The 21,853-nt window shown below is 67.0% G+C and carries 25 protein-coding genes, 1 tRNA gene and 1 pseudogene; 12 read left to right on the forward strand and 15 right to left on the reverse strand.

The genetic code is table 11. The features are described 5' to 3' along the window. Positions 1–61 precede the first annotated feature (61 nt). The 5 genes from C7I84_RS22800 to C7I84_RS22820 form a co-directional block, all read right to left on the reverse strand. On the reverse strand, positions 62–862 hold the full coding sequence (locus tag C7I84_RS22800; RefSeq protein ID WP_106774523.1) for a purine-nucleoside phosphorylase: 801 nt from the start codon (positions 860–862) through the stop codon (positions 62–64). Continuing rightward, positions 859–1,251: a cytidine deaminase gene (gene cdd, locus C7I84_RS22805; protein ID WP_106774524.1), complete on the reverse strand. Its 393-nt coding sequence runs from the start codon at positions 1,249–1,251 to the stop codon at positions 859–861. The genes C7I84_RS22800 and cdd overlap by 4 nt, the downstream gene beginning before the upstream one ends. 165 nt (positions 1,252–1,416) lie before the next feature. Next, positions 1,417–2,382 carry an ABC transporter permease gene (locus C7I84_RS22810; protein ID WP_106774525.1) on the reverse strand — a complete coding sequence of 322 codons (966 nt, stop codon included), beginning with the start codon at positions 2,380–2,382 and terminating at the stop codon, positions 1,417–1,419. Between the two features lies 1 nt (position 2,383). Beyond that, a complete protein-coding gene (locus C7I84_RS22815; RefSeq protein WP_106774526.1) occupies positions 2,384–3,523 on the reverse strand; it encodes an ABC transporter permease in 1,140 nt (379 codons plus the stop codon). Further along, complete coding sequence (locus tag C7I84_RS22820; RefSeq protein ID WP_106774527.1) at positions 3,523–5,055, reverse strand: ABC transporter ATP-binding protein; 1,533 nt, start codon at positions 5,053–5,055, stop codon at positions 3,523–3,525. Before C7I84_RS22820 ends, C7I84_RS22815 begins: the two co-directional genes overlap by 1 nt. Before the next feature lie 184 nt (positions 5,056–5,239). Here C7I84_RS22820 and C7I84_RS22825 point away from each other — a divergent pair, with 184 nt between their 5' ends. Beyond that, positions 5,240–5,449, forward strand: a complete 210-nt coding sequence (locus tag C7I84_RS22825; RefSeq protein ID WP_106774528.1) for a SlyX family protein — start codon at positions 5,240–5,242, stop codon at positions 5,447–5,449. 54 nt (positions 5,450–5,503) lie between these two features. On the opposite strand, the gene C7I84_RS22830 is transcribed toward C7I84_RS22825, so the two are convergent. Further along, entirely contained in the window at positions 5,504–5,860 is a 357-nt protein-coding gene (locus C7I84_RS22830) for a VOC family protein (protein ID WP_106774563.1), read from the reverse strand. 177 nt (positions 5,861–6,037) lie between these two features. On the opposite strand from C7I84_RS22830, the gene C7I84_RS22835 reads away from it, so the two are divergent. After that, positions 6,038–7,321 carry an aminotransferase class V-fold PLP-dependent enzyme gene (locus C7I84_RS22835; protein WP_106774529.1) on the forward strand — a complete coding sequence of 428 codons (1,284 nt, stop codon included), beginning with the start codon at positions 6,038–6,040 and terminating at the stop codon, positions 7,319–7,321. A gap of 39 nt (positions 7,322–7,360) precedes the next feature. Here the strand turns inward: C7I84_RS22835 and C7I84_RS22840 are convergent, their stop codons facing one another. From C7I84_RS22840 to C7I84_RS22855, 4 genes are all read right to left on the reverse strand, one after another. Next, positions 7,361–7,843, reverse strand: coding sequence for a GNAT family N-acetyltransferase (locus C7I84_RS22840; protein ID WP_106774530.1), 483 nt, complete (start codon positions 7,841–7,843; stop codon positions 7,361–7,363). Positions 7,844–7,919: 76 nt separating this feature from the next. Further along, complete coding sequence (locus C7I84_RS22845) at positions 7,920–8,909, reverse strand: BMP family lipoprotein (RefSeq protein ID WP_106774531.1); 990 nt, start codon at positions 8,907–8,909, stop codon at positions 7,920–7,922. 185 nt (positions 8,910–9,094) lie between these two features. Then, entirely contained in the window at positions 9,095–9,757 is a 663-nt protein-coding gene (msrA, locus tag C7I84_RS22850; protein ID WP_106774532.1) for a peptide-methionine (S)-S-oxide reductase MsrA, read from the reverse strand. A gap of 25 nt (positions 9,758–9,782) precedes the next feature. Next, positions 9,783–10,103, reverse strand: coding sequence for a hypothetical protein (locus C7I84_RS22855; RefSeq protein WP_106774533.1), 321 nt, complete (start codon positions 10,101–10,103; stop codon positions 9,783–9,785). Positions 10,104–10,389: 286 nt separating this feature from the next. Here C7I84_RS22855 and C7I84_RS22860 point away from each other — a divergent pair. After that, positions 10,390–10,479 (forward strand) — tRNA-Ser (locus C7I84_RS22860). Between the two features lie 36 nt (positions 10,480–10,515). Here C7I84_RS22860 and C7I84_RS22865 read toward each other — a convergent pair. Beyond that, positions 10,516–11,361, reverse strand: coding sequence for a helix-turn-helix transcriptional regulator (locus C7I84_RS22865; RefSeq protein ID WP_106774564.1), 846 nt, complete (start codon positions 11,359–11,361; stop codon positions 10,516–10,518). A gap of 79 nt (positions 11,362–11,440) precedes the next feature. Here C7I84_RS22865 and C7I84_RS22870 point away from each other — a divergent pair, with 79 nt between their 5' ends. Continuing rightward, positions 11,441–12,346 (forward strand): SDR family oxidoreductase, encoded by a 906-nt coding sequence (locus tag C7I84_RS22870; RefSeq protein ID WP_106774534.1) that lies wholly within the window; start codon positions 11,441–11,443, stop codon positions 12,344–12,346. 134 nt (positions 12,347–12,480) lie between these two features. On the opposite strand, the gene C7I84_RS22875 is transcribed toward C7I84_RS22870, so the two are convergent. Beyond that, on the reverse strand, positions 12,481–13,392 hold the full coding sequence (locus C7I84_RS22875) for an SDR family oxidoreductase (protein WP_106774535.1): 912 nt from the start codon (positions 13,390–13,392) through the stop codon (positions 12,481–12,483). Positions 13,393–13,470: 78 nt separating this feature from the next. Here C7I84_RS22875 and C7I84_RS22880 point away from each other — a divergent pair, with 78 nt between their 5' ends. Beyond that, positions 13,471–14,088, forward strand: coding sequence for a TetR/AcrR family transcriptional regulator (locus tag C7I84_RS22880; RefSeq protein ID WP_106774536.1), 618 nt, complete (start codon positions 13,471–13,473; stop codon positions 14,086–14,088). 91 nt (positions 14,089–14,179) lie between these two features. Here C7I84_RS22880 and C7I84_RS22885 read toward each other — a convergent pair whose 3' ends face one another. Next, positions 14,180–14,836, reverse strand: coding sequence for a TetR/AcrR family transcriptional regulator (locus C7I84_RS22885; protein WP_106774565.1), 657 nt, complete (start codon positions 14,834–14,836; stop codon positions 14,180–14,182). A gap of 80 nt (positions 14,837–14,916) precedes the next feature. On the opposite strand from C7I84_RS22885, the gene C7I84_RS22890 reads away from it, so the two are divergent. The 7 genes and pseudogenes from C7I84_RS22890 to C7I84_RS22915 all read left to right on the forward strand — a co-directional run bounded on the left by C7I84_RS22890 (position 14,917) and on the right by C7I84_RS22915 (position 20,441). Further along, positions 14,917–15,657 (forward strand): SDR family NAD(P)-dependent oxidoreductase, encoded by a 741-nt coding sequence (locus tag C7I84_RS22890; RefSeq protein ID WP_106774537.1) that lies wholly within the window; start codon positions 14,917–14,919, stop codon positions 15,655–15,657. A 43-nt stretch (positions 15,658–15,700) separates the two neighbouring features. Then, positions 15,701–15,853: pseudogene (locus C7I84_RS30690) on the forward strand (LysR family transcriptional regulator); the annotation flags it as partial. Positions 15,854–16,010: 157 nt separating this feature from the next. Next, on the forward strand, positions 16,011–16,988 hold the full coding sequence (locus C7I84_RS22900) for an AraC family transcriptional regulator (RefSeq protein WP_106774538.1): 978 nt from the start codon (positions 16,011–16,013) through the stop codon (positions 16,986–16,988). A gap of 272 nt (positions 16,989–17,260) precedes the next feature. Beyond that, positions 17,261–17,395 carry a hypothetical protein gene (locus tag C7I84_RS30900; RefSeq protein ID WP_280954232.1) on the forward strand — a complete coding sequence of 45 codons (135 nt, stop codon included), beginning with the start codon at positions 17,261–17,263 and terminating at the stop codon, positions 17,393–17,395. A gap of 33 nt (positions 17,396–17,428) precedes the next feature. Then, positions 17,429–17,881 (forward strand): (2Fe-2S)-binding protein, encoded by a 453-nt coding sequence (locus tag C7I84_RS22905; protein ID WP_106774539.1) that lies wholly within the window; start codon positions 17,429–17,431, stop codon positions 17,879–17,881. Positions 17,882–17,884: 3 nt separating this feature from the next. Next, a complete protein-coding gene (locus tag C7I84_RS22910) occupies positions 17,885–20,104 on the forward strand; it encodes a xanthine dehydrogenase family protein molybdopterin-binding subunit (RefSeq protein WP_106774540.1) in 2,220 nt (739 codons plus the stop codon). A 112-nt stretch (positions 20,105–20,216) separates the two neighbouring features. Next, complete coding sequence (locus tag C7I84_RS22915; RefSeq protein WP_106774541.1) at positions 20,217–20,441, forward strand: hypothetical protein; 225 nt, start codon at positions 20,217–20,219, stop codon at positions 20,439–20,441. Between the two features lie 28 nt (positions 20,442–20,469). On the opposite strand, the gene C7I84_RS22920 is transcribed toward C7I84_RS22915, so the two are convergent. Next, entirely contained in the window at positions 20,470–21,387 is a 918-nt protein-coding gene (locus C7I84_RS22920; protein ID WP_106774542.1) for an SMP-30/gluconolactonase/LRE family protein, read from the reverse strand. Positions 21,388–21,481: 94 nt separating this feature from the next. Beyond that, positions 21,482–21,634 (reverse strand): hypothetical protein, encoded by a 153-nt coding sequence (locus C7I84_RS30170; protein ID WP_165816180.1) that lies wholly within the window; start codon positions 21,632–21,634, stop codon positions 21,482–21,484. Positions 21,635–21,853: the final 219 nt, after the last annotated feature.

Raw genomic sequence — 21,853 nt, forward strand, 5'->3', positions numbered from 1 at the left:
CCCCACCCGCCTCGCTTCGCTCGGCACCCTCCCCTCGAGGGGGAGGGAGACGCTGCGGCCATCACGGCAGCCCCTCCTCGAACATCTTCCGCAGGATCGTAGCCAGCCGCCTGCCGCCGAGCGGCGCCATCTCCTTGGTCTCCTCGTGCGACAGTTCGGCACCGGTCATGCCGGCAGCGAGGTTGGTGACGACCGAGCAGGCGGCGACCCGCAGGCCCAGGAAGCGCGCAAGAATCACCTCGGGCACGGTCGACATGCCGACGGCGGTGGCGCCCATGACGCGGGCCATGCGGATCTCCGCGGGCGTCTCGAAGGACGGACCGGAGAACCACATGTAGACGCCCTTCTCCAGCGGCGTGCCGGTCGCCGCGGCGGCGCGCACCAGGGCCGCCCGCAGGTCGGCGTCATAGGCTTCGGTCAGGCCGACGAAGCGGCGGTCGGTCGGCTCGCCGATCAGCGGATTGGCGCCGGCGAAATTGATGTGGTCCTCGATCAGCATGACCGAGCCGGGCGCAATGCGCGGATCGAGCGAGCCGGCGGCGTTGGTGAGGATGAGCGTATCGATGCCGATGGCGGCGAGCGTCTCCAGCGCCGGGCGCATGACGGCGGCGTCGCCATGCTCGTAGTAATGGGCGCGGCCAGCAAGCAGCAGCACCTCGGCGCCGCCGAAGCGGCCGGAGACCAGCATGCCGGCATGGCCGGTGACGCCGCCCTTGGGGAAACCCGGCAGATCGCCATAGGGAATCTTCAGGGCATCCTCGACCTCGTCGACGAGATCGCCGAGGCCGGAGCCGAGCACCAGCGCGACCTTCGGCATGCGGCCGGCGAGCCGCTCGACCAGCGTGGCGACCGCGTCCGTCATTTCAGGATTTTTCCTTCGAAGCCATAGGGGAGCATCTGGCCGATCGTGACGGTCTCGACCACGCCGGCATCGTCGCAGAGATAGAGTTTTGCCTCTGCCCCGGCGAACTCGGCGAGGCGCTGGCGGCAGCCGCCGCAGGGCGTGACGCGGGCCATGCGCTCCGCAACCACGGCGATCTCGGCGATCTCGCCACCGCCGCCCATGATGTAGTGGCCGAGCGCGGTGGTCTCGGCGCACCAGCCTTCCGGATAGGACGCGACCTCGATATTGGCGCCGGCAAAGACGCGTCCGTCGGTCGTGCGAACCGCCGCGCCGACGGGGAATTTCGAATAGGGCGCGTAGGCCTTCGCCATCGCTTCGCGCGCGGCGAGGAAGAGGTCATGAGACATGGCGCGCGCCCGGCAAAAATGTCCGCAAGGCGCCCCCTCCACCACGCTTCGCGTGGTCCCCCTCCCCCGTAAACGGGGGAGGATCAAGCGGCACCGCCGGATCCTCCCCTGCGAAGCGGGGGAGGGGGACCACGCGAAGCGTGGTGGAGGGGGCAAAGAACAGCATCACCGCTCCTTCACATAAGGCACGCCGCCGGCGCGCGGCGGGATCGCCTTGCCGATGAAGCCGGCGAGCAGGATCACGGTGAGGATGAAGGGCAGCGCGTTGATGAGCTGCACCGGCACCCTGCCGACCAGCGGCCATTCGGCGCCCTGGAAACGGATCGACGCGGCGTCGAGGAAGCCGAACAGCAGGCAGGCATACATGGCCGGCACCGGCTTCCACTTGGCGAAGATCAGCGCGGCCAGCGCGATGTAGCCCTTGCCGGCCGTCATGTCCTTCACGAAGCCGGCATTCTGCGCCACCGCCAGATAGGCGCCGGCGGCACCGGTGAGCACGCCGGTGAGGATCACGGCGCGATAGCGCAGCCAGGTCACCGAGATGCCGGCCGTGTCGACCGCCGCGGGGTTTTCGCCGACGGCGCGCAGGCGCAGCCCGAAGCGGGTCCGGAACAGCACCCACCAGGTGACCGGAACCATCAGGAAGGCAACATAGACCAGAAGAGAATGGCCGGACAGGAGCTCGGAATAGATGATGCCGAGCACCGGCACGTCGCGCAGCGCGTCGGCGCCGGGCAGGATGATCGGCTCGAAGCGCGCCGGCCCGGAGAGTGGCGGCGTCCGCCCGCCCTGCTGGAACCAGGCCTGGCCGAGGATGATGGTGGAGCCGGCGGCGATAAAGTTGATGGCGACGCCGGAGACGATCTGGTTGCCGCGATGGGTGATCGAGGCGAAGCCGTGAACCAGCGCCAGGAAGACCGCCGTGAGGATCGCCACAAGCAGCCCCACCCAGGCCGAGCCGGACACTGCGGCGGCGGAAGCGCCGGCGAAGGCGCCGGCGAGCATCTTGCCCTCCAGTCCGATGTCGAAAATGCCGGCGCGCTCCGAATAGAGGCCGGCAAGACAGGCGAGCAGCAGCGGCACCGAGACGCGGATGGTGGCGTCGAGAAGCTGGACGAGCGCGTCGACCATCTCAGGCACCCTTCCCCTTCGGCGCCGGAACGCCCATGCTGCGCGGGCTGATCGAGGCAAAGATGGTCTGGATGGCCGGGCGGAACATGTGCTCGAGCGCGCCGGCGAACAGGATGACCAGGCCCTGGATGATGACGATCATGTCGCGGCTGATGTTGGGCATCTCGAAAGCGAGCTCGGCACCGCCCTGGTAGAGCATGCCGAACAGGATGGCCGCCGGCACGATGCCGGCGGGATGAGAGCGGCCCATCAGCGCCACGGCGATGCCGACGAAGCCGGCGCCGGCGACGAAATCCAGCGTCATGTGATGCTGGTCGCCCATGATCGGGTTGAGCGCCATCATGCCGGCGAGCGCGCCGGAGATCAGCATGGCGACGACGATGATGCGGGCCTCCGATATGCCGGCATAACGCGCCGCCTTGGGCGAGAAGCCGAAGGTGCGCATCTCGTAGCCGAGCTTGGTGCGCCAGATCAGCACCCAGACGACCCAGGCCATCAGCAGCGCCAGCAGGAACGAGACGTTGAGCGGCGCGGAGCGCACCGACAGCCCCACGGCCTCGAGCAGCCAGCCGAGCTTCGGCAGCTGCGCACCGTCCAGGAAGTCGCGCGTCTGCGGCGCCATCGAGCTGGCCGGCTTCAGCGGTCCGACCAGCAGGTAGACCATCACGCTGGCGGCGATGAAGTTGAACATGATGGTGGTGATGACGATGTGCGAGCCGCGCTTGGCCTGCAGGTAGGCGGGAATGAAGGCCCAGGCAGCCCCCATGGCGGCCGCGGTGAGGATCGCCAACGGGAAGGTCAGCCACCAGGGGAGCACGCTGTCGAAGCCGAGCGAGACCAGAGCGACGCCAAGGCCGGCGATATAGGCCTGGCCCTCGCCGCCGATGTTGAACAGGCCGCAGTGGAAGGCGACCGCCACGGCAAGGCCGGTGAAGATGAAGTTGGTGGCGTAATAAAGCGTGTAGGCGATGTTCTGGCCGGAACCGAAGGCGCCCTTGACCAGGATGCCGGCCGCTTCCAGCGGATTCTCGCCGACCAGGAGCACGACCACGCCGGCGACGAGGAAGGCGACGAACAGGTTGATGACCGGGACAAGCCCGTAGTCGGCCCAGCGCGGCAGTCTTGCGAAGGGTGCGCTCATTACTCAGCCGCCTCCCGCTTCTCCACCCCGGCCATCAACAGGCCGAGCTCGCCTTCGCTGGCGTCCGGCCCGCGCTCGCCGACGACGCGTCCGGCGAACATCACCAGGATGCGGTCGGACAGCGAGCGGATCTCGTCGAGCTCGACAGAGATCAGCAGCACCGCCTTGCCCTGGTCGCGCATGGCGATCAGCCGCTTGTGGATGAATTCGATGGCGCCGACGTCGACGCCGCGGGTCGGCTGGCCGACGATCAGCACGTCCGGATCCTGCTCGATTTCGCGCGCGAGCACGATTTTTTGCTGGTTTCCGCCGGAAAAATTGGCGGTTTTAAGCCGATCATTGGCCGGACGGATGTCATATTTGGCGATTTTTTCGCGTGCGTCGGCGTGGATCGCGTCGATATCGAGGAACGGCCCGCGCAGATAGTGCGGCTTGTCGTGATAGCCGAGGATCGAGTTCTCCGCCTCCTCGAAGGCGAGCACCAGGCCGACATGGTGGCGGTCCTCCGGCACATGCGCCAGGCCGCGGTCGCGCAATTCGCCGGGGTCGGCATGGCCGGTCACGTCGATCGGCCTGCCGTCGAGCAGCACGGTGCCCGATTGAGCCCGGCGCGTGCCGGCGATCGCCTCGATCAGCTCGGACTGGCCGTTGCCGGCCACCCCGGCGATGCCGACGATCTCGCCGGCGCGCACGTCGAGGGAGACGCCGTCGACCATGACCACGCCGCGCGAATCCTTCACCGTCAGGTTCTTCACCGACAGTTTTACGCCTGCCGGCTTGGCCTCGCCCTTCTCGACCCGCAGCAGCACGCGACGGCCGACCATCAGCTCGGCCAGTTCCTCCACCGTCGTCTCGGCGGTCCTGCGGGTTGCGACCATCGTCCCCTGGCGCATGACGGAAACCGTGTCGGTGATCGCCATGATCTCGCGCAGCTTGTGGGTGATCAGCACGATGGTCTTGCCCTCGTCCTTCAGCATTTTCAGGATGCGGAAGAGATGGTCGGCCTCGGCCGGCGTCAAAACGCCGGTCGGCTCGTCGAGGATGAGGATGTCGCAGCCGCGGAACAGCGCCTTGAGGATCTCGACGCGCTGCTGGAGGCCTACCGGCAGCTCCTCGATCACCGCGTCGGGATCGACCTCCAGGCCATAGTCGCGCTCCAGCCGCTGCAATTCGGAGCGCGCCTTGGCGATCGACTTGTTGAGCAGCGGCTCGCCCTCGGCGCCGAGGATGACGTTCTCGATGACGGTGAAATTCTCGACCAGCATGAAATGCTGGTGAACCATGCCGATGCCGGCGGCGATGGCGTCGTTGGGGGTGCGGATGGCGGTCGGCTGGCCGCCGACCCGGATCTCGCCGCTGTCGGCGTGATAGAAGCCGTAGAGGATCGACATCAGCGTCGACTTGCCGGCGCCGTTCTCGCCGATGATGCCGTGGATGGTGCCGCGTTCGACCTCGAGGTTGATGTCGCGGTTGGCCCGAACGGCGCCAAAGCTTTTGTTTATGCCGATGAGCTGGATTGCCGGCTCAGCCATCCACCTGTCCCGCCTCTTGATTTTTTATCGTTTGGTCAAATCGCTAGCACGCCCGTCGTCCCGTGCCAATCGCCCACCGTCCGCCTACTCTCGACAAATCGGCGGGGGGTTGTCAATTTCGGACGGAACTGGAGGGCCGGCCTGCATCGGCCATGCCTCCACTGAACCCCGCGGAGAGACCATCATGACAGGACGGGACGACCGCCTCACGGCGCTGGAAATCCGCGCCGCCGAGCAGGAACGGACGATCGAGGAACTGTCCGGCCAGATCGCCGGACAGTGGAAGGTCATCGATCGCATGCAGAAGACGCTCGACCGGCTGGCGGAGCGTTTCCTGGCGCTGGAGGAGCAGGTCCAGCCCGACGTGCCGGTGACCAAGCCGCCGCATTGGTAGGCGGTGGCTTGGCTTCCCAGTCCCTCGGCGGCCGAGTGGACATCAACCACCCGCTCATCCCGCCACCGGCTCCCACAATTCGATCGGGTTGCCCTCCGGATCGTGGATGCGGCAGAAGCGGCCGACCTCGGAGTCCCATTCCGCCCGTGTTTCGACAGCAATGCCGGCAGCCTTCAGATCGGCCATCATGGTGTCGAGGTCGTCGACCCGGAAGTTGATCAACCACTGTTTCTCGCGGCCGAAATAGCCGGTGTCCTCGGCAAAGGGCGCAAAGATCGTATGGCCGGCCTGCTGCGTCCATACGGTTTTGGCGATGTCGTCAACGCCGAGATGCGTCTCGTACCAGGCGGCGAGCGCCTTCGGGTCGCGCGACCGGAAGAAGAAGCCGCCGATGCCGGTCACTTTCGTCATGCGTCCGCCTCCTATGGCGCGGCCGGCCGCCGGGCGCGCGCCGCCCATGGAACCGCCGGGCCGGCTCGTTGTAAAGGGCATGGCCGGGCCGGCGCTTTTGCCGGCGCCTTCAACGGCCTGTCACAGAGCCTCCGTAGACACGCGGTCAACGCGGACGAGCGATCACAGGAGAGGCATATGCAACGGCGTGACTTCCTCATCGGCAGCGTGATCGCCGCGGCGGGCGCGGCAACCATGCAGAGCGCGTCCGCGGAGACAGCCGCCCTGCCCGCGGCGGACCCGGCGACGCCGGCGACCGACGGCGCCTACTGGACCGCGGTGCGGGACCTCTACGAGGTCGACCGGTCGATCGCCAATCTGGAGAACGGCTATTGGGGCATCATGGCGCGGCCGGTGCTGGAGGCCTATCTGGAGAACACGCGGCGCGTTAACCGGGAAAACTCCTTCTATGCCCGCAGCGCCTTCGGCGCCGATTTCGAGACTGTGCGCCTGCGGGTCGCCGCCGCGGTGGGCGCCCAGCCGGAAGAGGTCGCGCTGACGCGCGGCGCGACGGAAGCCCTGCAGACGCTGATCGCCGGCTACAACAAGCTGCAGCCCGGCGACACGGTCCTCTACGCGGACCTCGACTACGACTCCATGCAGTATGCCATGAACGCGCTCCGGGACAGGCGCGGCGTCGAGGTGAAGAATTTTGCCATTCCGGAGCCGGCGACCAGGGAGGCCGTGCTCGAAACGTATCGGACCGTGCTCGAGCAGACGCCGAAGGCCAAGCTGCTGCTGCTCACCCATCTGTCGCACCGCACCGGCCTGGTGATGCCGATCCGCGAGATCGCCGACATGGCGCGGGCAAAGGGCATCGCCACGATCGTCGACGCGGCCCATTCCTGGGGGCAGATACCGTTCGACGTTGCCGATCTCGGTGCCGATTTCGTCGGCTTCAACCTGCACAAATGGATCGGCGCGCCGGTCGGCATGGGCTTCTTCCACATCCGCAAGGACCGGTTGGCCGACATCGACATCCATCTGGCCGACCAGGACTGGCCGGCCGACGACATCCGCTCGCGCATCCATACCGGCACGATCGATTTCGCCGCGGCGCTGACCGTGCCGGCGGCGCTCGACCTGCACGAGAGGATCGGCGCGGCGGCCAAGAACGCGCGGCTCGTGCATCTGCGCAACTACTGGGTCGAGCGCATCCGGCCGATCGACGCCTTCGATATCCTCACACCGGACGAGGCGGGCATGCATGCCGGCATCACCTCGTTCCGCGTCAGGGGCAAGACCTCAAAGGAAGACAACACCGCCCTGGTGGCGAAGCTGCGCGACGAATTCAAGGTGCTGACCGTGCGCCGCGCCGGCGTGGCCGCCGGCCAGTGCATCCGCGTGTCGCCGGCCCTCTACACGACCGAGGCCGAGGTCGACCGGCTGGTGGAGGCGCTGACGACGATCGGCGCTTCCTGAGGAACGGCTCCCCCGATCGCAAGGGACTTGGGCGGCCCGTCACGGCGTGGGCTGCCCGACCACCTTGTCCATCAAGACCAGCGCTTCGCCGTCCACGCTCATGCGCTCGGCCACCCGCCATCCCAGGGCGCGATAGAACGGCTCGGCCTGGTCCGTATAGAGATGCAGCGTGCGGCAGCCGACCTCCGCCGCATGGAACTCGACCGACTCGACCAGCGACCGACCGAGGCCAAGCCCCCAAAAGGGCCGCGCGACCACGAGTCCCGCGAGCCAGGGCCTCAGGTCGTGGAGGGAGCCGATCTCCTCGCGCACGAAAAGGCACGTGCCGACCGGCCGTCCGCCGACATCCGCGACGAACGCCGCCTCGTAGCCGTCGCCGCCGAGCAGATCGAAGAGCCCGGCGACGTCCTCGCCCAGCGAGCGCTTGCCGTCGGCGAAGAAAGCTGCGTGCCTCAGCGCCGCGGCGGCCGGCACATCGGCGGCGGCGAGCCGGCGCACAAAGGGCCGGGAATCGAGATTCATGTGGAAGCCTCGACGGATCAAAAGCAAACCGCCGGGTTTTCACCCGGCGGCTGTTGTCGGTCGAAACGATGGCCGATCAATACGGACAGGCGTTGTCCGACATGTAGTCGTGCACCTTGATGGTGCCGGCGATGATGTCGGCCTTGGCCTTCTCGGCGGCCGCCTTCATCTCGGCGGTCACGAGGTCCTTGTTGTTGTCGTCCATGGCATAGTCGACGCCGCCTTCCTTGAGGCCGAGATCGTTGAGGCCGGCGGTGAACTTGCCGTCCTTGGCGTCGGTGAAGGCGTTGTAGACCGCGACGTCGACGCGCTTGACCATGGAGGTGAGGATTTTTCCGGGCTGCAGGCCGTTCTGGTTGGAATCGACGCCGATGCCGAGCTTGCCGGCATCCGCCGCCGCCTGCAGCACGCCGACGCCGGTGCCGCCGGCCGCGGCGTAGATCACGTCGGCGCCCTGGTCCATCTGCGACTTGGCGATCTCGCCGCCCTTGGTCGGGTCGTTCCAGGCCGCCGGCGTGTCGCCGGTCATGTTCTGGATGACGTCGGTCGCGCCGGCCGCCTTGGCGCCGCCGACATAACCGCAGCCGAAGCGGCGGATCAGCGGGATGTCCATGCCGCCGACGAAGCCGACCTTCTTCGACTGGGAGGCGAGCGCCGCGAGCACGCCGACCACATAGGAGCCCTCCTGCTCCTTGTAGACGACGGAGCGGACGTTCGGCTTGTCGACCACCATGTCGATGATGGCGAACTTGGTGTCGGGGAAGTCGGCCGCGACCTTCTCCAGCGCCGCCGCCCAGGAGAAGCCGGCCATGACGATCGGGTTGTTGCCGTCCTCGGCGAACTTGCGCAGAGCCTGCTCGCGCTGGGCGTCGTTCTGGATCTCGAAATCGCGGTACTCGATGCCGGTCTCGGTCTTGAACTTCTCGGCGCCGTTATAGGCCGACTCGTTGAAGGATTTGTCGAACTTGCCGCCGAGGTCGTAGATGATCGCCGGCTTGATGTCCTGCGCGAATGCCGGGACGGCATAGGCGGCTGCGGCCAGGAGGCCTATGAGAATACGCTTCATGTGGTCCACACCCTGTCGGTTTTTCTTTGGTTGACGCCGCCGAGGCCCTCCCGAACCCGGACGCCCGCGGCGTGCGGCAGACGGAACCCCGTCCGCTTGGCGGCCACTCTGGCATGGCGCCGGGCAAAATTCACGAAGAATCTTGACCGTTTGGAAAACGTTGCGTCAGGGCCGCCGGGGCCGGTTCAGGCGGTCGTCCGCGGCATCGGGCAGGACACGCCGGTACCGCGCAGGTTGCAGTAGCCGTAGGGGTTCTTCGCCAGATATTGCTGGTGCTCCTCCTCGGCGAAATAGAACGCCGGGGCCGGCGCGATCTCGGTGGTGATCCTGCCGCCGCCGCCGGCGGCGAGCGCGGCCTGGTAGGCATCGCGCGATGCGGTCGCGGCGGCATGCTGCGCCTCGCCGAAGCTGTAGATCGCCGAGCGGTAGGTGGTGCCGACGTCGTTGCCCTGGCGCATGCCCTGGGTCGGATCGTGGTTCTCCCAGAACGCCTTGAGCAGGTCGGCATAGGAGACGATCTTGGGATCGAAGACGACCAGCACCACCTCCGTATGGCCGGTCAGCCCGGTGCAGGTCTCCTGATAGGTCGGGTTGGGCGTGATGCCGCCGGCATAGCCGACCGCCGTCACCCAGACGCCGTCCATCTGCCAGAACATGCGCTCCGCACCCCAGAAGCAGCCGAGGCCGAACAGCGCCGTCTCCAGCCCGTCGGGATAGGGACCCTTGAGCGGACGTTTCGAGACGTAGTGCCGGGTCGCTGTCGGTATCGGCTTCATCCGCCCCGGCAGCGCTTCGCCGGGTTTCGGCAGCGTCAGCTTCTTGTTCAGCATGTCGCTCAGGAAGAACATTCGGATCGTTTCCTTCAGGATGTGGTCAGACGGCCCAATCGGCCGTTGGTCGCCGCGGGCGGCGGCCGACGGCGTAAAGCAGCAGGGCGAGGACGGCGAAGACGACGAAGCCCGGCAGGCTGAGGATCGGCACGACCAGCACGTCCCAGACCAGCGGATGCAGGGTTTCGGCCACCCTCGCCTCGGCGGCGGCGAGGCTCGCCGGTGCGGCGGCGGCCCAGCTGGCCGCAAGCGGCGTCAGCACGAGCGCCGAGGCGGCAATGGAGCGCGTGGCGTCGAGCACTGCCAGGATCACCGCCACCGACAGCGCGAACATGGAAAACAGGCGGAACAAAAACCGTATCATGCTGGCCCGGGCATCGCTTGCACCGCAGAGATATTCCTCATCTCCCATGGCTTCAATGCGGCGCGACGGATTCACGCTGCCGGCATCGCAAAGAGGCGGCAGGGCCGACCGCGCCGGCGAATGCTCCTCGGCTCCCGGCCCGAACGATCGGCCGCCGCGGTGCCCGGGAACCCGCCGGCTCGCCGGCCGCGCCGCCGCGTCATCGTGGCGGCACAACACGGCTTGGCATCGGCCGCGAGATCGACTAGATGAGCCCGGCGTCCGACCGGCTCAGCCGGCACGGCGCGGAGAGGTGGCCGAGTGGTTTAAGGCGCACGCCTGGAACGCGTGTATAGGGGAAACTCTATCGGGGGTTCGAATCCCCCTCTCTCCGCCAGGGCACCGTGGGCCACCATAGCCAGATATGTCGCGGCTATGCCGCTCCGTCCGGACTGCACAGCTGACGCATCTTTTTCAAGTCGACCTCGCCCGCCGGATTATAGACCATCAGCTTGAGGTCGGGCCGGCCATCGATCGCGAAGGAAGAGAACTCGAAGGTGATCTCCCCCACCGCCGCGTGGCGGATCGTCTTCGCCCCTTCCCCGGTGGCCTGCACGTCGTTCTCTATCCACATGCGGGTGAATTCGTCGCTCTTGCCTGAAAGTTCGCCGACGAGCTCCGCGGCCCGCTCGGCCTCGCCCACGCGAGCGGTTTCCGCGCGGAAGGTTGCGACCAGAAACCGCGCCACAGGCTCCCAGTCGAGCTGGGCGGCGCGGGTCGCTGGATCGAGAAACATCCGCCGCAAGATGTTCCGCTCGCCGGGAGGCAGCGCTTCGTAGTCCGTGAGAGCGAGTTGCGCTGCGCGATTCCAGCCTATGATGTCCCAGGTCGAGGTCGCGACGGTCGCCGGGATCATCGGCATGGCGTCGAGGAATCGTTGCAGCCGCCACGAGATGCCCTCGCGCGCAGAGGCGTGGGACTTCGGTGGACGACCGATGCCGACCAGGAACAGATGCTCGCGCTCCGCTTCGGTCATCATGAGCGCTTCGGCAAGGCTGTCGAGCACGCGCGGCGACGGTGCGCCACCGCGCCCCTGTTCGAGCCACGTGTACCATGTCGTGCTGATGTGAGCCCGTTGGGCGACCTCCTCCCGCCGAAGACCCGGTGTCCGGCGGCGGCCTCCGAAACCAAGCGCGGCGGGGTCAAGCCGCTGCCGACGATCCTTCAGGAACGCCCCTAGGCGTTTCCCGTCGTCGATGATGTTCAGCCTGTCAGTCATTATACCGGTATAAACACACATATTTTAACAGGATAGAGTTTGGTCGATATTCTCTCCCGGAACAAGAAGGAGATTGGCCATGAAAGTGTTCGTCACCGGCGCAACGGGATTTGTCGGCGCAGCCGTTGTGAGGGAACTGCTTGCGCATGGGCACCAGGTTCTGGGACTTGCCCGTTCCGACCGCAGCGCGGACGGGCTCGGAAAGATAGGCGCGGAAGTCCTTCGCGGTGACCTCGAAGTGCCTGAAACGCTCCGTCAGGGCGCCGAGATATCGGATGCGGTCATTCATACGGGCTTCGTGCATGATTTCTCACGTTTTGCCGAAGCGTGCGCGATCGATCGAATCGCGATCGGGACACTCGGCGCAGCTATCGAAAACACGAATAAACCACTCGTCGTCACGGCCGGTGTCGCCTTCCTGGATGCGGCGGGTCCTGTCGCGGTCGAAGCCGATCCAGCTTTCCCGCCTTCGGACACTTATCCCCGGGCGTCCGAGGCGGCGGCCAAGGCTCTTTCTGATCGCGGCATCCCGACGAGCGTCATGCGCCTGCCTCCATCCGTGCATGGCGAGGGCGACCATGGCTTTGTCCCGATGCTGATCGACATCGCACGGCGGAACGGGCGATCGGCCTATATCGGAGACGGCGAAAACGCCTGGCCGGCGGTGCATGTGCACGATGCCGCCCGTGCCTATCGGCTTGCTGTCGAACGCGACGCGAGCGCCGAGACATACCACGCGGTGGCCGAACAGGGCGTCGCGTTTCGGAAGATCGCGGAAACGATCGCGAACGGGCTCGGCGTTCCCTGCGTGGCGTTGTCGGAAGAAGAGGCGCGCGAGCACTTCGACTGGTTCTTCGGCTTTGCATCCATAAACCAGCGCACCTCCAGCGATTGGACCCGAGCCCGTCTCGGCTGGAGGCCCACGGGGCCCGATCTTCTGACGGACATCGCGCAGGCGGGCTATTTCACGGCCGAAACCGGCTGATTTGGAAGATTGTCGTCATTCATGGAGGGTTAGGGCGTAGATGGAGTTCCGCGTTTCATCGTTCTCGGCCTGCCAGAGGCCGCCGGTCCAGCCCGTTGAGAACGATTTTCCGTCAACAAACGCCGCCAAGTTCGTCAGAAGGCCACCTTGGTGAGGTGTTGCGAGATGTCCCACAGACGTGCGGCGGCCGCGGTGTCGAGCGCCTGTGGCGGTATCTTCGCTTCGGCCGGATATCCCCGCCCTTCGCTCAGCCGGTCCGGGCCGTAATAGGCACCGCCTTTGGCGTCTGGCGACGTCGCGGCAAAGAGCGTGGGGAGAGCGCCCTGCGCTGCCGGCTGGAACAGGAACCACAGCAAGGTGCGCGCCATGCCGGCGGCACTCCAGCGGCCCGGGGCGTTGTGGAGAAGATCGGTGCGGGAAAGGCCGGGATGCGCGGCGATGCCGGCGACGCCCCACCCGCCGGCCTCGCTCCGGCGTTGCAGCTCGAAGGAAAACATGAGGCAGGCCAGTTTCGACTGGCTGTAAACCGGCATCGGCCTGTAGGTCTTCTCCGCATTCAGATCGTCGAAGTCGATCGCCCCGTTCCGGGCAGCGATGCTCGAAAGCGTGATCACCCGCGCGGCCTTGCCGTTGCGCAGGAGCGGCAGGAGCTGGCCCGTAAGTGCGAAATGGCCGAGATAGTTGGTGCCGAGCTGCAGCTCGAAACCGTCCGGGGTCTGCTGCCGCGTTGGCGGCACCATCACGCCGGCATTGTTGATCAAAAGATCGAGACCATCTCTTTCGCGCCGCAGCCTTTCGCCGAAATCCGCGATGGATTCGAGATTCGCCAGGTCGAGCCTCTCGAAGCGCACATTCGCACCCGGTGCGTCATTCCGGATTTTCGCGACGGCGGCTGCGCCCTTCCCGGGGTTGCGGCCCGCGATGATGACCTCGCCGCCGGCGCGCGCCAATGCCGAGGCATCCTCGAACCCGAGCCCTCCGGTACCGGTGACGATCGCCGAGCGGCCCTGCTGCGAGGGAATGTCGGATGTCGTCCACCTTGCCATGATGTTGCCTTTTCATAAAATCGCACCTGGTGTAAAATTATTATCGCACTCAGTGTAATTTTTCAAGAGACTGATGGGATGAGGACAAACAGCCGGCCGGATGCTCCCCGCGAAGGATTGCGGGAGCGCAAGCGCCGCGAGACGCTGCAACGCATCACGGAGGCCGGAATTCGCCTGTTCATCGAGAAGGGCTATGAAGGAACGACGCTCGACGAGGTCGCGGCGGCGGCGGGCATTTCCCGGCGGACGTTCTTCTACTACTTCAAATCCAAGGACGAGATCCTGCTATCCCTGCAGAGCGGCGTGAGCGACATGCTGCTCGACGCGTTGCGGGACGTGCCTCGCGACAAGCAGCCTCTCGACGCGATCCGGGATGCGGCCGTGAAGGTCTGTGCCCTTGTTCCCGCCGACGACATGATCGCCATCGACCGTCTGATGCGTTCCAGCGACGCCGTTCAGGCTCGAAAGCAGGCCAGCTATGTCCGTCAGGAGAAGGCTCTTTTTTCGGCCTTGCGGGAAAGATGGCCGGCCCCTGAGCGGGAAACCGGCCTCAGGCTCGTTGCCATGCTCGCGATCGGGGCGATGCGCCTGTCGACCGACGCCTTCAGCCGGGAGGGCGGTCGGCGCCCGATCGTGGATCTGCTGCACGAAGCGTTTGACGCCCTGGAGGCCGAAATTCGCCGTTCGCCGCAGTAGATGGCCGACGTCGACCTGCCGGCCGAGCCTGCAGTGCGCCGCCATTGCCAGGCAACGGCCACGGCGGCTGCGCCCCGGCCGATACGGGAGATCATGTCCCTCCGGCGCGGGCGTCCCAGCCCAGCATCGCCAGTTCGGCCACCGCTTCCAGTTCGCCGCGGCTGGCGCCGTCGCGGGCGAGGATCGACATGCCGTTCTGGACGGTCTGTACGAAGCGGGCGAGCGCGTGGACGTCGGTCGAGGCCGCAATCTCGCCTTCCGTTATCGCCTGCTGCAGGCGCGCCTTCAGCCGGTCGAGCGTTTGCGCGCGGGCGGTTCTCACAAGGTCGCCGAGTTCCGCATGGCCCTCGCTGCCGACCGCCGAGAGGGTCACCATGCAACCGCGCGGGATGTCGGCGAGACAGCCGGTCAGGGCCGCGGCCGAATCCATCAGAAGCGACCTGACCGCTTCGCGGGCGGTGCCGGCGGAGCGGAAATTCGCCCACGCAAACCTATCGTAGTTCTCGCGGTAGTGCCGCAACGCCTCGGCATAAAGCGCCTCCTTCGAGCCGAATGCCGCGTACAGGCTCGGTGATCCGATGCCCATCGCCTGGGTGAGGTCGGCGATCGACGTCGCCTCGAAGCCCTTGCTCCAGAACAGGCGGGTCGCCCGCGCCAAGGCCGCCTCCCGGTCGAAGCCGCGCGGCCTGCCGCGGCCGCGAGCGGAGGCGGCCTCTCCAGTCTGCCGTGTCTCGTCCGATTTCTGCATCAATCGATATATAAATCCATTGACGCCGCGCGGCAACGTTCCTAGCTATTTCTGTGTCGATTGATACAGAAAGGCTGATCATGACCGACCTGAATGGAAGACGCGCCCTCGTAACGGGGGCCTCGCGCGGCATTGGTGCCGCCATCGCATTGGCACTTGCCGACAAAGGCGCGGATGTCGCCATAACCTACGAGCGCTCGGCCGATCGCGCCGCCGAGGTCGTCCGGGCGATCGAGGAGAAAGGCCGCAAGGCCCTTGCCATCCAGGCCGACAGCGCCGATCCGGCGGCCGTCAAGCGCTCGGTCGAACAGGCCGCCAAGGCGCTCGGCGGGCTCGACATTCTCGTCAACAATGCCGCGATCGCGCTTTACGACGCGATCGCCGACGTCAGCGTGGATCGCATCGATGCGCTCCTGAACGTCAACGTGCGCTCGCCCGTGCTCGCGTCGCAGGCCGCCATCCCGTATCTCAGGCAAGGCGGGCGCATCGTCACCATCGGCTCGGCCGGCGCCGAACGCATCGTCGGCGACACGGGCACGGTGTACTACATGACCAAATCCGCGCTGCACTCGTTCACGCGAGGCCTCGCGCGCGAACTCGGGTCGCGCGACATCACCGTGAACCTGGTCCAGCCGGGATCGACCGATACCGACATGAACCCGGCCGACGGCGCCTCCGCCGACTTCCAGCGCTCTCTCAGCCCACTTGGCCGCTATGGCCAGCCGGAGGACATCGCTGCCGCCGTGGCCTTCCTGGCAAGTCCCGCCGCGCGCCACATCACGGGGACCGTGCTCACCGTGGATGGCGGCCAGACCACCTGAGCGCTTGCCGTCCAGGCGTTTCTGCGGCGGGTAAGGAGGCCGATGCCGGCTGGCGCCTCCCGGTACGGTGGAGGTCGGCCAGCGCTTCGGGCTGCCGGACCTGCCATCGTCCGAAATCGTGCTGCACTCCACGCTCACCGACACCAGATCGCGCGAGGCGTTGCGCACGCTGGCGGCGGCATTCCGCGAGCATCGCGGTGCCGCCTCCCGACGACGGATCGCCGGCGGACGAGTTCGCTTTCCCGGTCGCTCCGACGCCGGCCGAGGCCTTCCTAAAGATTATGTTACTCGATCGTGCGGGCCCTATCATGCGATAAGGTCCGGCCACCTACGCAGTCGTCCGGGGAGACCCATTGGACCCACTCTCAGACGTGCTGTCGCTGCTGAAGCCTCACAGCCATCTGTCGGCCGGTTTCGACGCGGGCGGAGAATGGTCGATCCGGTTTTCCGATCAGCACGACACGATCAAATGCTACGCCGTCGTCTCCGGCGGCTGCTGGCTGTCGGTGGAGGGCGTTTCGGAGCCGGTGCGCCTGGAAGCGGGAGATTGCTTCGTTCTGCCGAGCGGGCGACCGTTCCGCCTCGCCAGCGACATGGCACTGGCCCCGGTCGACGCCAAGACGGTCTTTCCTCCCCGGCGGCCCGGCGGCGTCGTCACGGTGAATGACGGCGGAGGATTGTTCCTGGCCGGCAGCCGTTTCGCCGTCCGCGGCAATCACGCGGGAATCCTGCTGCGGATGCTGCCGCCCATCGTGCACATCCGCAGACAGTCGGAACAAGCGGCGCTTCGCTGGTCCGTGGAGCGGATGATGCAGGAGATGCACGAACAGCAGCCCGGCGGCTACCTGATCGCGCAGCACCTCGCCCACATGATGCTCGTCCAGGCCCTGAGATTGCATCTGGAAAAAGGCTTGAACGGCGGCTCCGGATGGTTCGCCGCCCTGGCCGACAGGCAGCTCTGCGCGGCGATCACCGCCATCCACACCAATCCGGCTCATCGCTGGACGTTGCGGGAGCTGGCCGGGCGAGCCGGCATGTCGCGGTCGATCTTCGCCCTGAAATTCAAGGAGATGACCGGCGAAACCGTGATGGAGTATCTGGCGCGCTGGCGAATGCTGCTGGCGGGGGACAGGCTGGAAAACTCCGGCGAACCGGTTTCCACGATTGCCTTGTCCCTCGGCTATGAATCCGAAAGCGCCTTCAGCACCGCCTTCAAGAGGGTGATGGGGTGTACGCCGCGGCAATACGGACATGGTCGTAAGATGCCCGCGCCGGTCTCCGTGAACGGCAGCGACGCGGGCCCTCGCCACCTGAATCACCTGAACAGCTGATTTCGGGACCGCGGCCCTGGCGGGCTCGCCTTCCCCGGGAGCAAGAGGCACGCTCAGCCAGGATCGTGTCGGACCGCCGGCAGCGCGAGAACGTCTCGGCGCCGGTAAGGCGAAATTCCGGACGATCGCGAAGAAAAGCCAGACGTTGCAGAATTGGTCGTGCGGCACCGTGCCCCTATCGTGGGCCGCGTTGATTTTCCGCGAGCGATGCCTTGCCTGATGAACCATCTGCCTACGGCGATACCCGCGCCATGCCCGGGAGCCAAGCAGGCATGCCGCCAACCGCCGCGGCCGCGCTCCCGACGCCTCTCGCGCCGCGCCGGATGGTTCCGGACACCACGATGACCGTCGCCATGCCCGATACGGCCCGGCACGCGGCGATCATCGCCTATCTCGAAAGCCGATAGCCTAAAGCCAAACAGCTTCAAGGAGACGCATTCATGACCGCGTTCACGATCAACGGCCGAAAGGTCGACGTCGCCGCCGAGCCCGACACGCCGCTTCTGTGGGTGATCCGCGAGCATCTGAAGCTCACCGGCACCAAGTTCGGCTGCGGCATCGCGCTTTGCGGCGCCTGCACCGTTCATGTCGACGGAGCGCCGGTGCGCTCCTGCCAGACGCTGCTGCAGGATGTCGCCGGCAGCCAGGTGACGACGATCGAAGGGCTCTCGGCGGATGCCAGCCATCCGCTGCAGCAGGCCTGGATCGCCGAGCAGGTGCCGCAATGCGGCTACTGCCAATCGGGCCAGATCATGCAGGCGGCCGCGCTTCTGGCAAGCAATCCGCAGCCGACCCGCGAAGAGATCGTCGAGCACATGGACGGCAACATCTGCCGGTGCGGAACCTACGGGCGGATCATCAGCGCCATCGAGCGCGCCGCGCAGGAGGCCTGAGCGATGACGAAACCATTCGAGCTTCGCACCACCGCCCTGTCGCGGCGCAGCTTTCTGCTCACGGTCGGCGGCGCCGGCATCGCAGTGGCATTCGGCGGCCTGCCCTCCCCTGCCCTCGGCGCCGAAACCGCGGCGGCGGCGGCGGGCGGCTTCAAGCCCAATGTCTGGGTGACTGTCGGCGCCGACGGCATTGTCACCATCATCTGCCCCGCCTCGGAGATGGGCCAGGGCGTCATGACGTCGCTGCCCCTGCTCATCGCCGAGGACATGGACGCCGACTGGGACAAGGTCCGCATCGTCCAGGCGCCGTCCGACGCGGAGAAATACGGCAATCCCGGCTTCTACGGCATCCAACTCACCGGCGGCAGCGAGACCATGCGCGGCTATTACCAGCCGCTGCGCCTGGTGGGCGCGCAGACGCGCAAGATCATGCTGGCGATCGCCGCCTCCCGGCTGAACGTGCCGGCGGGCGAGCTCACCACCGAACCGAACAGGGTGGTGCATACGCGGTCGGGACGCTCGCTGGGCTATGGCGAGATCGCCGCGACCGGCGAGCTTCCCGATCCGCTGCCGGAGGCGACAGAGGCCGACCTGAAGCCCATCGACCGGTGCCGCTACATCGGCCGCATGGATATCGGCCGCATCGACGTGCCGGCGAAGGTCGACGGCTCGGCACGGTTCGGCATCGATGTCGAGCTGCCGGACATGCTCTACGGCACGGTACTGCGGGCGCCTGTTCCGGGCGAGCAGCCGGAGGCCATCGACGACGCCGCGGCACGCGCCGTCAAGGGCGTCACCAGAATCGTTCCGCTATCTCACGGCGTCGGCATCATCGGCGAGAGCTACGACGCCGCCCGGCGGGCCAGGGACCTGCTCGAAGTCACCTGGAGCAATTCCTCGCGGGTCCGGCGCTACGACAGCCGCCGCCTCGCCGAAGCCTACCGCGACGCCGGCCGCGATCTTGCCCAGCCGGGCGTCGCCGCGCACAGCGAGGGAGACGCCGTCGCCGCGATCGCCGGCGCGGCGCATGTCATCGCCGCCGACTACGTCACCGATCACGTCCACCACGCGACCATGGAGCCGATGAACGCCACCGCGCTGGTGGCGGGCGACACGGTGGAGGTCTGGGCACCGACCCAGGGACCGACCGCGACGCAGGGTTTTGCCGCCGAGGCCGCCGGGACGACGCCGGACAAGGTCAAGGTGCACACCACGCTGCTCGGCGGCGGTTTCGGCCGCAGGGCCGAGGCCGACTTCATCATCGACGCCGTGTCGCTTGCCAGGGAGGTCGAGGGCCGGCCGGTCAAGGTGATCTGGAGCCGCGAGGACGACGTCCGGCACGGCAAATACCGGCCGCTCGCGGCGCAGCACGTCGAGGTCGGCCTCAACGCGGCCGGCAACATCGTCGGCTGGCGCCATCGCGTGGCGGCGGACTCGATCTTCGCCCGCACCATGCCGGAGATGTTCGCAGGCGACGGCGGCCTTGACACGGTCGTCACCGACGGCACGATCTTCAACTACCGCGTCCCCACGCATCTGGTGGAGTTCATCCGCCAGGACAATGGCAGGGACGTCGGCTTCTGGCGCGCCGTCGGCTATGGCCAGAACAATTTCGGCGTCGAATGCGTCATCGACGAGGTCGCCGCCGCCAAGGGTGTCGACCCCGTGGCCTTCCGCCTGGAACTGCTCGGCGACCAGCCGCGCGCACAAAAAGTCGTCGGGGCCGTCGCGGCGATGGCGGAGTGGGAGCGCCCGCGCGACGGCCGGGCGCTCGGCCTCGCCTATACCGACGCCTTCGGCGCGCATTGCGCGCAGGTCGCCGAGGTGTCGCTCGACCGGGAGAGCGGCGAGATCCGGGTGCACAATGTCTGGTGCGTCGTCGATCCGGGGGTGGCGGTCCAGCCGCTCAACATCGAGGCGCAGGTCGCCGGCGCCATCGTGCACGGCGCCAGCCACGCCCTCTACGAGCAGATCAACATCGTCGACGGAGAAGTCCAGGAATCGAATTTCGACACCTACCGGGTGATGCGCATGTCGGAGATGCCGCAGATCCACGTCAGGGTGACGCCGACCCCCGAGAACAAGCCGGCCGGCATCGGCGAGGTCGGGCTTCCGCCGACCGGGCCGGCAATCGCCAACGCCGTGGCGCGGCTCACCGGCGGCGTGCGGCTGCGGCACTATCCGTTCCTGCCGGAGAGGGTGAAGGCGGCGCTCGGCGCCTGATCCGTCCCGGCTCCTACCTGTCCCGCGCGGCCGGCCGTCACGACGGCGTGACGTGACTTTCGACGCGAAAGCTGAAACACCCGTCGCCTCGAATCGACAACGGAGTCGGCAGATGCGGCGGTTTCTCTTCCTGACGGCGTTTTCGGCGATGCCGGCGATCGCCGCATGCACGGCCGACAGCGGCGCCGACATCTACGGTCCGCCCTGCGCCATCCGCGCCTACGAAGCCGGCTTCTGCCCGACCCCGGGCGCCCGCGTGCCGGTGACGGCCGAGCGGGGCCCCATATCGCGCACCGCCTTCGGCGGCGCCCAGGGCGAAAGGCATCGCAGCTACTGACGCTGCCTTTCGACCTCCGGTCCGGTGCCTAGTAGGTCTTGGCGCCGTTGACCATCAGGCGGACCATGTAGAGCGAGGTGGTGCCGCAGATGTAAAGCACGTTGCGCTTCTCGCCGCCGAACACGCAGTTGGCCACGCCCTCCGGCACCTTGACCTTGCCGATCAGCGTGCCGTCGGGATGATAGCAGTGGATGCCGTCCGCCGCGCTCGTCCAGATGCGCCCCTCGGTGTCGAGCCGGAAGCCGTCGAAAAACCCGGCGGTGCAGTCGGCGAAAACGGCGCCGCCGGAGACCTTCCCGGCGTCATCGACATCGAAGACGCGCATATGCGCCGGGTTCTCGTCACCATGGCTGCGGCCGGTGTCGACGACGTAGAGCTTGCTCTCGTCGGGAGAGAAGGCGATGCCGTTCGGCCGCACCATGTCGGTGATCACCGCCTCGACCTCGCCGCTCGCCGGGTCGACCCGGTAGACATGGCAGGCGCCGATCTCGCTCTCGGCCTTGTCGCCCTCGTAGTCGGTGTCGATGCCGTAGGTCGGGTCTGTGAACCAGATCGAGCCGTCCGACTTCACCACCACGTCGTTGGGCGAGTTCAGGCGCTTGCCGCGCCAGCGGTCGGCGATGGTGACGACCGAGCCGTCATGCTCGGTGCGGCTGACGCGCCGGCCGGAATGCTCGCATGTGACCAGACGGCCCTGGCGGTCGACGGTGTTGCCGTTGGAATTGCCGCAGGGGCTGCGGAACACGCTGACATGGCCGTCGGTCTCGTCGTAGCGCAGCATGCGGTTGTTGGGGATGTCGGACCAGACGAGATAGCGCCCGGCGGCGAACCAGGCCGGACCTTCCGCCCAGCGGCAGCCGGTGAACAGCTTCTCCACATGGGCGCTGCCGTTGAACAGCCGCCGGAAGCGCGGATCGAGGATTTCGTAGTAGTCGCTGGCGGCCATGGTCTCCCTCCCCTTGTCGACGTCGGCCGCACCCTATCAACGGCGCTTTCCGGAAGCGAGCCCGCCCTTGCCGATATGCACATGGGCGGCCGTGTCACGGGCACGGCCTTCGCCCTGCGGAATCGCAGAGGGTTAGCGCGGTCGACCGCGTCTCCAGCGGATCGATGTCGAACCCGACAAGCCGCGACATCAGGATGCCGAAGACCAGGGCCATCAGAAGGACGACGGCAAGACGCAGAACAGGCATGGGACACTCCCCTCGAATGAGGAACCCATTGTCGGCCGGGGCGGCTGAACGGGAGCCCGCCGCCGCGTTCAGCATCGGTTCAAGGACATTGCCGAAACGTTAATCCAGCCTGTTCGCGCCGCTCGACTGCTCCTGCAGCCCTGAGCGGGAGGTGTCGGCGAATTGCCATTCCCACGAGCCGGTCCTATGTGTTGGAACCTTTTGGCTCGCTCGGTTCCG

The sequence above is a fragment of the Kumtagia ephedrae genome (genome assembly GCF_003012745.1).
Classification (GTDB): Bacteria; Pseudomonadota; Alphaproteobacteria; order Rhizobiales; family Rhizobiaceae; genus Kumtagia; species Kumtagia ephedrae.